The sequence below is a fragment of the Streptomyces sp. NPDC026417 genome (assembly GCF_055567695.1).
This window is the reverse complement of the sequence record NZ_JBVHPY010000008.1, coordinates 302,028-314,473: the sequence shown is the minus strand read 5'-3', so window position 1 is coordinate 314,473 and position 12,446 is coordinate 302,028. Positions and strand designations below refer to the sequence as shown.

The 12,446-nt window shown below is 72.6% G+C and carries 11 protein-coding genes; 2 read left to right on the top strand and 9 right to left on the bottom strand.

The window, feature by feature from the left end; genetic code table 11:
* Nucleotides 1-693 precede the first annotated feature (693 nt).
* Complete coding sequence (trpS, locus tag ACZ4NT_RS16105) at nt 694-1,701, top strand: tryptophan--tRNA ligase (protein ID WP_121405334.1); 1,008 nt, start codon at nt 694-696, stop codon at nt 1,699-1,701.
* Nucleotides 1,702-1,777: 76 nt separating this feature from the next.
* Here trpS and proC read toward each other — a convergent pair whose 3' ends face one another.
* From proC to ACZ4NT_RS16075, 6 genes are all read right to left on the bottom strand, one after another.
* Nucleotides 1,778-2,587 (bottom strand): pyrroline-5-carboxylate reductase, encoded by an 810-nt coding sequence (gene proC / locus ACZ4NT_RS16100; protein WP_121406367.1) that lies wholly within the window; start codon nt 2,585-2,587, stop codon nt 1,778-1,780.
* Nucleotides 2,588-2,699: 112 nt separating this feature from the next.
* Nucleotides 2,700-3,485, bottom strand: coding sequence for an ABC transporter permease (locus ACZ4NT_RS16095; RefSeq protein WP_121405333.1), 786 nt, complete (start codon nt 3,483-3,485; stop codon nt 2,700-2,702).
* Complete coding sequence (locus tag ACZ4NT_RS16090) at nt 3,482-4,339, bottom strand: ABC transporter ATP-binding protein (RefSeq protein ID WP_467725825.1); 858 nt, start codon at nt 4,337-4,339, stop codon at nt 3,482-3,484. The genes ACZ4NT_RS16095 and ACZ4NT_RS16090 overlap by 4 nt, the downstream gene beginning before the upstream one ends.
* A 138-nt stretch (nt 4,340-4,477) precedes the next feature.
* Complete coding sequence (locus tag ACZ4NT_RS16085; RefSeq protein WP_467725823.1) at nt 4,478-4,765, bottom strand: hypothetical protein; 288 nt, start codon at nt 4,763-4,765, stop codon at nt 4,478-4,480.
* A 256-nt stretch (nt 4,766-5,021) separates the two neighbouring features.
* Nucleotides 5,022-5,510, bottom strand: coding sequence for an EamA/RhaT family transporter (locus ACZ4NT_RS16080; protein WP_121405332.1), 489 nt, complete (start codon nt 5,508-5,510; stop codon nt 5,022-5,024).
* Between the two features lie 55 nt (nt 5,511-5,565).
* Entirely contained in the window at nt 5,566-5,907 is a 342-nt protein-coding gene (locus ACZ4NT_RS16075) for an SH3 domain-containing protein (protein WP_121405331.1), read from the bottom strand.
* A gap of 184 nt (nt 5,908-6,091) precedes the next feature.
* Here ACZ4NT_RS16075 and ACZ4NT_RS16070 point away from each other — a divergent pair, with 184 nt between their 5' ends.
* Nucleotides 6,092-8,428: a protein kinase domain-containing protein gene (locus tag ACZ4NT_RS16070; protein ID WP_467725820.1), complete on the top strand. Its 2,337-nt coding sequence runs from the start codon at nt 6,092-6,094 to the stop codon at nt 8,426-8,428.
* A gap of 377 nt (nt 8,429-8,805) precedes the next feature.
* On the opposite strand, the gene ilvD is transcribed toward ACZ4NT_RS16070, so the two are convergent.
* The 3 genes from ilvD to ACZ4NT_RS16055 all read right to left on the bottom strand — a co-directional run bounded on the left by ilvD (nt 8,806) and on the right by ACZ4NT_RS16055 (nt 12,278).
* On the bottom strand, nt 8,806-10,659 hold the full coding sequence (gene ilvD / locus ACZ4NT_RS16065) for a dihydroxy-acid dehydratase (protein ID WP_467725818.1): 1,854 nt from the start codon (nt 10,657-10,659) through the stop codon (nt 8,806-8,808).
* 177 nt (nt 10,660-10,836) lie between these two features.
* A complete protein-coding gene (locus tag ACZ4NT_RS16060; RefSeq protein ID WP_121405328.1) occupies nt 10,837-11,457 on the bottom strand; it encodes a TetR/AcrR family transcriptional regulator in 621 nt (206 codons plus the stop codon).
* Nucleotides 11,454-12,278 (bottom strand): sugar phosphate isomerase/epimerase family protein, encoded by an 825-nt coding sequence (locus tag ACZ4NT_RS16055; RefSeq protein ID WP_121405327.1) that lies wholly within the window; start codon nt 12,276-12,278, stop codon nt 11,454-11,456. The genes ACZ4NT_RS16060 and ACZ4NT_RS16055 overlap by 4 nt, the downstream gene beginning before the upstream one ends.
* Nucleotides 12,279-12,446 lie beyond the last annotated feature (168 nt).

The following is a 12,446-nucleotide window of genomic DNA, read 5'->3' as shown; positions in this document are numbered from 1 at the left end:
CGGGGTATCAACATATCTGGCGTTGATTTTTGGCACGCTGTTGAGTTCTCAAGGAACGGACGCTTCCTTTGTACTCACCCTCTCGGGCTTTCCTCCGGGCGCTTCCCTTCGGTCTTGCGTTTCCGACTCTATCAGACCGTTTCCGGTTCCGATTTCCTCGGTGCTTTCCAGGTTCCCGCTCTCGCGTTTCCCTTTCCGGCGGTTCCGACTCTATCAGATCCTTTCGGGCCTGATTCCCAGTCAGCGGGGCTTGTCTTCCGGGCTTTTGGGCCGTTCCGACGAGTGAGACTTTAGCGGAATCTCGGCTCCCGAGCTAATCGGGTCGGCGTCCTTTCGAACGCGGATTCCTCATTTCGCAAACGCGCATGGAAACGACGCGACGACTGATCGTCGTTCGTTGAGTGCTTGTTGCGGAATGGCTGTCCGGGGACCGACCGGAGTCGGCGCTCACGTCGGACAGCCCGGAGAACATTACGTAGGGGGCAGGGGCGTGTCAACTCCGCTCCTGAGGGGGCTTCCGAGGCGTACGCTCGGAGCCATGACTACGCATGCGTGCACCCAGCAGTGGTGGGCCGCCTGAGGGCGGCCGTGCTCACGTATGTACCCAACGGCCGCCGCCTCGGCGGCCGTTTCTGTGTCTCCTCCGGGAGGACCGGCCGACGGGCGCGGCGGTCTCGACCAGGAGGTGGAGAGATGACGCGGATCTTCAGCGGGGTCAAGCCGACCGGGCATCTGACGCTGGGCAACTACCTGGGAGCCGTTCGGCGCTGGGCCGGGACCGACCAGCACCGGGCCGACGCCCTGTTCTGCATCGTGGACCTGCACGCGCTGACCGTGGACCACGATCCGGCGCGGGTGCGCAGACTCAGCAGGCAGGCGGCGACACTGCTGCTGGCTTCGGGGCTGGATCCGGAGCTGTGCACCGTCTTCGTACAGAGTCATGTGGACGAGCACACGCGGCTGTCGTATCTGCTGGAGTGCGTCGCCACCGACGGTGAGATGCGGCGGATGATCCAGTACAAGGAGAAGGCCGCACGGGAGCGGGCGCGGGGCGGGAGTGTGCGGCTGTCGCTGCTGACGTATCCCGTGCTGATGGCGGCGGACATCCTGGCGTACGGGACGGACGAGGTGCCGGTCGGGGACGACCAGACCCAGCACGTCGAGCTCACGCGGGACCTGGCGGTGCGCTTCAACCAGCGGTACGGGCACACGTTCGTCGTCCCGCGGGCCACGCGTCCGCCGGTCGCCGCGCGGGTGATGAACCTGCAGGAGCCGGCGTCGAAGATGGGGAAGAGCGACGACGTCGGACCCGGGGTCGTCTATCTGCTCGACGAGCCGGAGGCCGTACGCAGGAAGGTCATGCGGGCCGTGACGGACAGCGGCCAGGACGTCGCGTACGACCGGGAGAAACGGCCCGGGGTCTCGAACCTGCTGGAGATCCTCGCCGCCTGCACGGGCGGGCGGCCGGAGGAGCTGAGCGGTGCGTACACGTCGTACGGGGCTCTGAAGAAGGACACCGCCGAGGCCGTGGTGGAGGTGCTCGCGCCCGTGCAGGCGGCGCACCAGGAGTTGTGCGCCGACCCCTCCTATGTGGAGGAGGTGCTGCGGCGGGGTGCCGAGCGGGCGAGGGACCTGGCGCGGCCCCGGGTGGACGCGGCGTACCGGGCGATCGGGCTGCTGCCGGCGAGCGACCCGGCATGATCGCGTAGGTGGCCGTACGGCGGGCCGGTGCTCCACGGGCCGGGGGTGGCGTGCCCCCGGCCCGTGGATCCGTGGGTCAGCTGCTGCCGGAGGCCAGGGCGCGGCTGCGGTCGCGGGCCGCTTCCAGGGCGGCGATGAGGGCCGCGCGGACGCCGTGGTTCTCCAGCTCGCGGATGGCGTTGATGGTGGTGCCCGCGGGGGACGTGACGTTCTCGCGGAGCTTGACCGGGTGTTCGCCGCTGTCACGGAGCATCACGGCGGCGCCGATCGCGGACTGGACGATCAGGTCGTGGGCCTTGTCGCGGGGCAGGCCGAGCAGGATGCCCGCGTCCGTCATGGCCTCGACGAGGTAGAAGAAGTACGCCGGTCCGGAGCCGGAGAGCGCGGTGCAGGCGTCCTGCTGGGACTCGGGGACGCGGAGGGTCTTGCCGACGGCGCCGAAGATCTCCTCGGCGTGGGCCACGTGTTCGGCGGTGGCGTGGCTGCCGGCGGAGATGACGGACATCGCCTCGTCGACGAGCGCGGGGGTGTTCGTCATGACGCGGACCACGGGGGTGCCGCGGGTGAGCCGCTCCTCGAAGAAGGAGGTCGGGATGCCCGCGGCGCCGCTGATGACGAGGCGGTCGGCGGGGACGTGCGGGGCGAGCTCGTCGAGGAGGGCGCCCATGTCCTGCGGCTTGACCGTGAGGATCAGGGTGTCCGCGGTCTTGGCGGCTTCGACGTTGCCGACCGGGGTGACCCCGTGGCGCTGCCGGAGTTCCTCGGCGCGCTCGGGGCGGCGGGCGGTGACCAGGAGGTCGGCCGGGGCCCAGCCGGCCCGGATCATGCCGCTGAGCAGGGCCTCGCCGATCTTGCCGGTGCCGAGGACTGCGACTTTCTGGCTCATGTGCGGGTGCCCTCCCGAGGGTGCGTCGTCCGGGTTGTCCATCCTCGCACCCGGGGTGCCGGGAGGGCCGCGGTGTCCGTTGGGCGGGACGGCGGCCGTCCGGCCGGCACCCTCAGGCCGTACGCCTGCGCAGCGTGGCCGCGCCCAGGGCCAGCACCAGGAGGGCGCAGCCCGCGACGATCAGTGAGTCCCGGACGAAGGCGGCCGTCATGTCGGTGTGCTTGAGGACCTCGTTCATGCCGTCGACCGCGTAGGACATGGGGAGGACGTCGGAGACGGCCTCCAGGGCGGGGTGCATGTCGGAGCGCGGGGTGAACAGGCCGCAGAGGAGGAGCTGGGGGAAGATCACGGCCGGCATGAACTGGACGGCCTGGAACTCCGAGGCGGCGAAGGCCGAGACGAAGAGGCCGAGGGCGGTGCCGAGCAGCGCGTCGAGCAGGGCGACCAGCAGCAGGAGCCAGGGCGATCCGGTGACGTCCAGTCCGAGGATCCAGACGGCGAGCGCGGTGGCGAGCGCGGACTGGACGATGGCGAGGGCGCCGAAGGCGAGGGCGTAGCCGGCGATGAGGTCGCCCTTGCCCAGCGGCATGGCGAGGAGGCGTTCGAGGGTGCCGGAGGTGCGTTCGCGCAGGGTGGCGATGGAGGTGACGAGGAACATCGTGATGAGCGGGAAGATCCCGAGCAGCGAGGCTCCGATGGAGTCGAAGGTGCGCGGGCTGGCGTCGAAGACGTAGCGGAGCAGCAGGAGCATCAGGCACGGGATGAGGATCATCAGCGCGATGGTCCGGGGGTCGTGGCGGAGCTGGCGCAGGACGCGGGTCGCGGTCGCGGTGGTGCGGGAGAGGTTGACGGCGCCCGGTCGAGCCGTGGTGTCCGGGTCGGAGGCGGTGGTGCTCATCGGGCGGTCTCCTTGCGTGATTTCGCGGTCGGGGTGCCGGTGCCGGACGGGCGGCCCGCCGGGGTGTCCCGGCCGGCGGCGACGGCCTCGTCGACCAGATGCAGGAAGGCGGCTTCGACGGTGTCGGAGCCGGTGCGCTCGCGCAGGGCGTCGGGGGTGTCGTCGGCGAGGATCCCGCCGTCGCGCATCAGCAGGAGCCGGTGGCAGCGCTCGGCCTCGTCCATGACGTGCGAGGAGACGAGGAGGGTGGCGCCGCGGTCGTCGGCGATGGAGTGGAAGAGGTTCCACAGGTCGCGGCGGAGCACCGGGTCGAGTCCGACCGTGGGTTCGTCGAGGACGAGGAGTTCGGGGGTGCTGAGAAGGGCGACGGCGAGGGAGACGCGGCTGCGCTGCCCGCCGGAGAGGTTGCCCGCGAGGGCGTCGGCGTGCGAGGTCAGGTCGACGTCGGCGATGGCACGGGTGACGTGGTCGTGGCGGCGGTCGGCGGCGGCCCGGCCGGGGTCGAGGATCGCGGCGAAGTAGTCGAGGTTCTGGCGGACGGACAGGTCGTCGTAGACGGAGGGGGCCTGGGTGACGTAGCCGATGCGGGAGCGCAGGGCGGCGTCGCCAGCCGGGCGGCCGAGGACGTCGAGGGTGCCGCTCACCTTGGCCTGGGTGCCGACGGTGGCACGCATCAGGGTCGACTTGCCGCAGCCGGAGGGTCCGAGCAGGCCGGTGATCTGTCCGTGCGGTACGGCGAAGTCGAGTCCCCGCAGGACCTGGCGGGTGCCGCGTACGACGGTGAGGCCTGCCGCGCGGACGGCCGGGATGGTGGCGTTGCCGGTGTCGTCGGGCGGACGGGAGTCAATATTCATCACATGATGATTATTGCGCCCGCGGAGGCCCGCCCGTCAAGGCCGGGGACGCCTCGGGATTCGGTACGACGGGGCGCGAGGACGTCGCTGCCTCGGGAGGGTGGGTCGGAGCCCGGGGCGACCGGCGCCTGGCGACGATCACCATGACGTCGTAGACCTCCTCGACCCGTCCGGGACGACCTCCAGGAGACGGGCGCGCTCCTCGGCGAGGAAGGCCGACGTGTCCTCCCCGCCGAGAACCAGGAGAACCAGGAAGAGCGAGTGGCTGCCGAGGTCGCCGAGACGGGTGTCGAGGCGGACGGTGCGGCTCCAGCGGACCCCGCGCTGCCCGACGTCCGGGACCCGCGGGGCGCCGGTGAAGGCCGGTTCGGCGCGGGGGCCGCCGCCGCTCTTCTTGCCGGTCCCGACGCCGAAGCGGCGTTCCACCGGTCCGCCTGGGCGGCGATCCGCGGGACGTCCTGCGCGTCCGTGTTCCACCACAGGGCGAGCGCGCCGCCCGGCCGCAGCAGCCGCATCGCCTCCGGGTGCCAGGGTGACGGCGGTGCCGCACGCCGGGGAGGTCACGTCGTGCCGACGGCCGGGTGCGCCACCCGGCGTGCGCCCCGGGCCGGCCTTCGCGTTTCGCGCTCACCCTCGGGTGCCCGGCGGGTGCACGGACGCGGGCGGCCGGGGACGGAACCGGTCAGCCGCCCCGCTTCCTGTTCCTGGACGGGTTGCCGGTACGGCGCCTGCTGCGGCGTTCGTACTGGTCGCGGGCCGCCTCGTACTCCTGGCGGTGCAGCTTCTCGCCGGGGGCCTCGGTGAGGGAACGGAAGAAATAGGCGAAGAGCGAGCCGATGAAGCCGACGGCGAGGAGGCCGCGCAGCGAGGCCTGCCGGTCGGGATCGGGGCGCTTGGCGAAGGTCTCCCAGGTGTGCCGGAAGGCGAGCGCGCTGCACACCGCGAACATCACGACGACCATGACCGTCACGGCCCGGCCGACGTCCGCGATCGCCAGGCCCTGATAGGCGAAGCGCAGCACGAAGCAGGCGGCGACCGCGGCGGCGAGGGAGCCGACGGCCACACCGGCGCGGCGGCCCGCGTAGCCGCCGTCGTGCTCCACCCATGTCGTCCCGAAGAAGCGGATGGGCTCGGGCTGGGGGCCCGCGGGGGTACCGGTCTCGTCGCTCACCCGACGATTATCGCCCCGGCGACCCGGTCCCTCCGCGGCCCCCCGCCCGCGGCGCTCAGCCGCAGCGCGGTGCGACGTAGCCGTCGCTGCCGGTCCGCACGTACGCGTCCGAGACGTACTCGCCGCTCGCGATGTTGTCCCAGATGTTCGTGGTGCCGTACGGACCGCTGATCGTCTCGCCCGGCCGCTGGCAGAAGATCGCCACCCGCGAGCCCTCGGGCAGGACCCGGACGATGCGGTACGACGTACCGGGGCCGCTGCGGACGTTCACCGTGCGGCCGGGCGCGATCGAGTAGTACTGCAGCGCGGCTTCCACCGTGCCCGCGGTCGCCGCGGCGGCCGCGGCTTCCGGTGCGGTGTTCTCTCTTTCGGTGCTCTCGATGCGGTCAACAGCCATGGAGGCCTCCCCCGTTGATTCGGACCCGGAATGCCGCACGCCTCTCGCGGGTGCGGCGACATCGCGCCAAGCACACGTGTCCGCTTGTCGCACGCGGAGGCTAGCAAGCCGCCTCTGTATCGCACGAAGCATCGACTAGGCTCCGTGCGTCGCGCGCGCGGACGAACAGCACGGGGGTGGGTCCATGGCGCCACAGCGGAACACCGGAGCGGATGCGGAAGCGGAACTTCCCGAGTACGCCGGTCACTACCGTCTCGAGGAGCGGCTCGGGTCCGGCGGCATGGGCGTCGTCCATCTGGCCCGCAGCGAATCGGGGCTGCGGCTCGCGGTGAAGGTCGTGCATGCCGAGTTCGCCAGGGATCCCGAGTTCAGGGGGCGCTTCCGGCAGGAGATCGCCGCCGCCCGACGGGTGAGCGGCGCGTTCACCGCGCCCGTCGTCGACGCCGACGCCGAGAGCGGGCGCCCGTGGATGGCCACCCTGTTCATTCCCGCGCCCACCCTCGCCGAGCACGTGAAGCGGAACGGGCCCATGCCGACCGGCCAGTTGCGCCGCCTGATGGCGGGACTCGCCGAGGCGCTGCGCGACATCCACCGGGTCGGGGTCGTCCACCGGGACCTCAAGCCCAGCAACGTGCTGCTCGCCGAGGACGGCCCCAAGGTCATCGACTTCGGCATCTCCCGGCCGTCGGACAGCGAACTGCGCACCGAGACCGGCAAGTTGATCGGCACCCCGCCCTTCATGGCGCCCGAGCAGTTCCGGCGTCCGCGGGAGGTGGGGCCGGCGGCGGACATCTTCGCCCTGGGCTCGGTGATGGTGCACGCGGCGACCGGCCGCGGCCCCTTCGACTCCGACAGCCCGTACGTCGTCGCGTATCAGGTCGTGCACGACGAGCCGGACCTGACGGGCGTGCCGGAGAATCTCGCCCCCTTCGTCTCGCGCTGCCTGGCGAAGGAGCCGGAGGACCGGCCCACGCCGGACGAGCTGATGCGGGAACTGCGCTCGGTGGCGGCCGCGTACGACACCCAGGCCTTCATACCGGCCCAGCGGGCTGTGCTCTTCGGCCCGTCGGGAGTGGAGGCGGCCGAGGGGACGGAGGCCGCGGGGGGTACGGGAAGCGGTGCGGGACCGGTCGGCTGGGGCGGTTCCGGAGACGGGAGCGATCTTCTTCGCGGGACGGATTCTCGCGGCGGGAGCGGGGAGGCGGACGCCGGGTCCGACGGCGGTGACGCCCGCGACGGCGGGCCGGAGGGAGGCGGGGGTGGTCCTCGGGCCACCCCCGCAGGGCGCACCGCGGCCCGCCTGCGCAACCGGCTGCTCCTCGCCGGCGCCGCCCTCGTCCTCGTCGCGGGCGCCGGGCTGGTCTCGCACCGACTGGTCTCCGGGGGCGGAGACACCCCGCGCGGGGACCGGCCGCAGTCCGCGTCGACCGTCGTCGGCACCTGGGACAGCCGGCCGGCCGCCGACCCGGCCGGCTCGGTCGGTCCCGACGGCTCCGGTGCCGCGCATGCCTCCGGCGAACCCTTCGGCACCCCGCAGTGCTCGTACGCGTCGAAGAAGCTGTTCTGTGCCCAGCCCGGGCTGGTGTCGGCACTGGACACGGCCGACGGCGCGGTGCTGTGGCGGCACACCTCCGCGGGGGAGGACGGCACGGTCACGCCGCCGGCCGTGTCGGGCGGGCTGGTGCACGTCGTGACGGACGAGGGGCGGCGGCTGGAGGCCCTGGACCCCGCCGACGGCCGGACGCGGTGGAAGCGGAACCTCTCCGCGTACAGCGGTGTCGGGCACGCGGGCGGCACCGTGCTGCTCACCGCTGCCGACGGGACGGTCACCGGCGTCGACGGCCGTACGGGCCGGGAGCGTTGGAGCCACCGGCTCGCCGGGCACCTCGGGGCCGCACTCGTCGCCTTCCCCGGCGGCGGGGACGCGTACGCGGCGAGCGCGACGGCCGACGGGTCCGGTACGCATCTCACCGCGGTGGACCCCGCGACCGGGGCGGTGCGCTGGGACACCCGGCTGGAGGGTCTGCTGACCCCCGTCGGTGTCCGGCGCGGCGCGCTGGTGCTCACGGCCGCCGACCTGAACGGCGAGACGAACGCCGTGGTCAGGTACGTCCCCCGCACCGAGACCGTGCGCCGGCTCCGGCTCGCCGTGGCGCTTCCGCAGGCGCAGGCCGCCGTCCGCGGGGACACCGTGCACCTGCTGGCCACGGGCGGCGCGATGGTCGCCGTCGACCTGGACGCGCTGAAGCAGCGGTGGCGGCTGGAGACGTCCGTCAGCCGGGGCTCCGCCCCGGTCGCCGACGCCCGGCACGTGTACTTCACCGCGGCCGACGGGCGGCTGCTCGCCGTGGACGGCCGGGTGGGCCGGCTCCTCGGCCAGACCGCGATCCGGCTGGGCCGGCGGTCCGACCGGGTCGTGGCCCGGTTGCCGGCCCCCTCGGTGGCCGACGGCCGGGTGTACGCGAGCGCGCCCGACGGAACGGTGTTCGCGGTGGCGGGCGGCGACCCGGCGGGGTGGTGAGCGGAACGGAGCGGCGGGGCGGCCGGCCGGAACCGGGTCGGTGCCGAGCCGGGGGCTGACGCACACGTCGGAGCCCGGCAGAGCCGCGGACGGCCGGACCCGGGCAGCCCGGCCAACCCGAGTCGCGGCGGCCAGAACCGAGCCCGGCCGAACGCAGCCGCGAACGGCCGGAACGAGCCGCGGACGGCCGGACCCGGGCCCAGCGAAACCGAGCCGCGGACGGCCGGTACCGAGCCCGGCGAAACCGAGCCGCGGACGGCCGGACCGGTCTGAACGCGGCGCGGCCGTGGTGGGCCGGGATACGTGAAGGGGCCGCTCCCCCGAGGAGCGGCCCCTTCACGTGGATCGGCCCCGGGCACGGCCCGGGTGCGCGGGCGTCAGCCCAGCTTCGAGACGTCCCGCACCGCGCCCTTGTCCGCGCTCGTCGCCATCGCGGCGTACGCGCGCAGGGCGGCGGAGACCTTGCGCTCGCGGCCAGCCGGTGCGTACACCCCGCCGAGCGCCTCGCGGCGGGCCGCCAGGTCGGCGTCGGAGACGAGCAGCTCGATGGAGCGGTTCGGGATGTCGATCCGGATGCGGTCGCCGTCCTCGACGAGGGCGATGGTGCCGCCCGAGGCCGCCTCGGGCGAGGCGTGGCCGATCGACAGGCCCGAGGTGCCACCGGAGAAGCGGCCGTCGGTGATCAGCGCGCAGGTCTTGCCCAGACCCCGGCCCTTGAGGAAGGACGTCGGGTAGAGCATCTCCTGCATGCCGGGGCCGCCCTTGGGGCCCTCGTAGCGGATGACGACCACGTCGCCGTCCTTGATCTGCTTGTTCAGGATCTTCTCGACGGCCTGCTCCTGCGACTCGCAGACGACCGCCGGGCCCTCGAAGGTCCAGATGGACTCGTCGACGCCGGCCGTCTTCACGACGCACCCGTCCACGGCCAGGTTCCCCCTGAGGACCGCCAGGCCACCGTCCTTGGAGTAGGCGTGCTCCGCCGAGCGGATGCAGCCGTTCTCGGCGTCCTCGTCAAGGGCCTCCCAGCGCTCGGACTGGGAGAAGGCCTCGGCCGAGCGGACGCAGCCGGGGGCCGCGTGCCAGAGCTCGACGGCCTCGGGGGACGGGGAGCCGCCCCGCACGTCCCACGTCTTCAGCCAGTCGGACAGGGACGGGCTGTGCACCGAGTGCACGTCCTCGTTCAGGAGTCCCGCCCGGTGCAGCTCGCCCAGCAGGGCGGGGATGCCGCCGGCGCGGTGCACGTCCTCCATGTAGTACGTGCGGTCCTTGGCGACGTTCGGCGCGACCTTCGCGAGGCACGGGACGCGGCGCGAGACCTCGTTGATCTCCTCCAGCCCGAAGGGGACGCCCGCCTCCTGGGCAGCGGCCAGCAGGTGCAGGATCGTGTTGGTCGAGCCGCCCATGGCGATGTCCAGCGCCATCGCGTTCTCGAAGGCCGCGAGGGTGGCGACGTTGCGCGGCAGGACCGACTCGTCGTCCTGCTCGTAGTAGCGGCGCGTGACGTCCATGACCGTGCGCGCGGCGTCCTGGTACAGGCCCTTGCGGGCGGTGTGCGTGGCGAGGACCGAGCCGTTGCCCGGCAGCGACAGGCCGATGGCCTCGGTGAGGCAGTTCATCGAGTTGGCGGTGAACATGCCGGAACAGGAGCCGCAGGTCGGACAGGCGTTCTCCTCGATACGGAGGATGTCCTCGTCCGAGATCTTGTCGTTCACCGCGTCGGAGATCGCGTCGACCAGGTCGAGCGTGCGGACCGTGCCGTCGACGAGGGTGGCCCGGCCGGACTCCATGGGGCCGCCGGAGACGAAGACCGTCGGGATGTTCAGCCGCAGCGCGGCCATCAGCATGCCCGGGGTGATCTTGTCGCAGTTCGAGATGCAGATCAGGGCGTCGGCGCAGTGGGCCTCCACCATGTACTCGACGCTGTCCGCGATCAGGTCGCGGGAGGGCAGCGAGTACAGCATGCCGCCGTGGCCCATCGCGATGCCGTCGTCGACCGCGATGGTGTTGAACTCCCGCGGGATGCCGCCGGCGGCCGTGATGGCCTCGCTGACGATCCTGCCGACCGGCTGCAGGTGGGTGTGGCCCGGCACGAACTCCGTGAACGAGTTGGCGACCGCGATGATCGGCTTCCGTCCGATGTCCGCGCCCGGTACACCGGAGGCCCGCATCAGGGCGCGTGCGCCCGCCATGTTGCGGCCGTGGGTGACTGTGCGGGACCTCAGCTCGGGCATCGTCGCTCGCTCCTTCGGAGAGTAATGACTGTCGTCGAGCCTACGCCGGTGCTCCAGGATCCGGACGGGGAGTCCGGAATGCGGGACGGGTGTCTCGGCGTGCGGTTGACGGGTGGGGCGGGTGGTGGGTGACGGGAGGGGGGAGGGTGACGGGGGTGGGTGGTGGTGCGTGTCTGGTCAGGGGTTCGTCAGGTGGCCCTGTACGACGGGGGCGATCCGGGCGATGACCTGTTCCGGGTCCGCCGACGCCAGCGGCTCGACCTGGATCACGTACCGCAGCATCGCGACCCCCACCAGCTGCGCCGCCGCCAGCTCCGCGCGCAGCTCCGGGTCCGGGACCTCCAGCTGCCGGGCGATGCGGCGCAGCAGCTGCGCGGCGATCAGGCGGCGGAAGACGGCCGCCGCGGTCTCGTTGTTCACCGCGGAGCGGACGATCGCGAGGAGCGGGGTACGGGTGGCCGGGTTCTCCCACACGCCGAAGACGAACCGGGTCAGGCGCTCGCCGACGCCCTCCAGCGGGCCGTCCTCCACGGCGCTCGGCGCCTCCAGGGCGGGGGCGAAGGCGACCTCGATGGCCGCCTCGAAGACCTGCTCCTTGGTGCCGAAGTAGTGGTGCACCAGCGCCGAGTCCACCCCGGCGGTCTTGGCGATGCCGCGTACGGACGTCTTCTCGTAGCCCCGTGCGGAGAACTCCTCGCGGGCCGCGGCGAGGATGACGTCCCGGGTGGCCGGGGAGGTCGCCGTCTCGGTACGGGTCGGGCGACCGCGGCGGCGGGGGGAGGGGGTCGCCGCCGTCACGACCGGGGGACCCGGACGGCCGAGGCGAGGTGGAGCCGGGTGAAGGCCAGTGCCTCGGCGAGGTCGGCCTCGCGCTCCGCGCTGGACATGGCGCGGCGGGTGTTCACCTCGATGACGACGTGACCGTCGAAGCCGGTGGTCGCGAGGCGCTCCAGCACCTCGGCGCAGGGCTGGGTGCCGCGGCCGGGGACCAGGTGCTCGTCCTTGTTGGAGCCGTTGCCGTCGGCGAGGTGGACGTGACCGAGGCGGTCGCCCATGCGGTCGATCATCCGGGTGGCGTCCGTGCGGGCGGTCGCGGTGTGGCTGAGGTCGATGGTGAAGTGACGGTAGTCCTCCTTCGTCACGTCCCAGTCGGGTGCGTACGCGAGCATCTCGCGGTCGCGGTAGCGCCAGGGGTACATGTTCTCGACAGCGAAGCGGACGTCCGTCTCGTTCGCCATCCGCCAGATGCCGTCGACGAAGTCCCGGGCGTACTGGCGCTGCCAGCGGAACGGGGGGTGGACGACGACGGTGCCGGCGCCGAGCTTCTCCGCGGCGGCCTGGGCGCGCTGGAGCTTCGTCCACGGGTCGGTCGACCAGACGCGCTGGGTGATCAGCAGGCAGGGGGCGTGGACGGCGAGGATCGGGATGCGGTGGTAGTCGCTGAGTCTGCGCAGGGCTTCGATGTCCTGACTGACCGGGTCGGTCCAGACCATGACCTCGACACCGTCGTAGCCGAGGCGCGCGGCGATCTCGAAGGCCGTCGCCGTCGACTCCGGGTACACGGAGGCCGTGGACAGCGCGACCTTCGCATCCGGGATGCGCACCACTGGTTCTGCCACGAGAGACAGAGTACGGGGCGGGGGAGGCGTGCTGTCCGTGGGTTCGCCGTCCGCGGGTTCGCTGTCGGGTTCGCTGTCCGCGGGGTGGGGGGGTCGGGGGGGGGGGGGGGGCCGCCCCCCTCCATTGGGGGGGAACGGGAGGCCGCACCAACCATCCCCGTTTTGGGG

Bases quoted from the DNA above. Each gene is read 5' to 3' on its own strand.
- ilvD (WP_467725818.1), bottom strand. From the start codon at position 10,659: ATGCCCGAGCTGAGGTCCCGCACAGTCACCCACGGCCGCAACATGGCG.
- ACZ4NT_RS16070 (WP_467725820.1), top strand. From the start codon at position 6,092: ATGGCGCCACAGCGGAACACCGGAGCGGATGCGGAAGCGGAACTTCCC.
- proC (WP_121406367.1), bottom strand. From the start codon at position 2,587: ATGAGCCAGAAAGTCGCAGTCCTCGGCACCGGCAAGATCGGCGAGGCC.
- ACZ4NT_RS16090 (WP_467725825.1), bottom strand. From the start codon at position 4,339: ATGAATATTGACTCCCGTCCGCCCGACGACACCGGCAACGCCACCATC.
- trpS (WP_121405334.1), top strand. From the start codon at position 694: ATGACGCGGATCTTCAGCGGGGTCAAGCCGACCGGGCATCTGACGCTG.
- ACZ4NT_RS16095 (WP_121405333.1), bottom strand. From the start codon at position 3,485: ATGAGCACCACCGCCTCCGACCCGGACACCACGGCTCGACCGGGCGCC.
- ACZ4NT_RS16075 (WP_121405331.1), bottom strand. From the start codon at position 5,907: ATGGCTGTTGACCGCATCGAGAGCACCGAAAGAGAGAACACCGCACCG.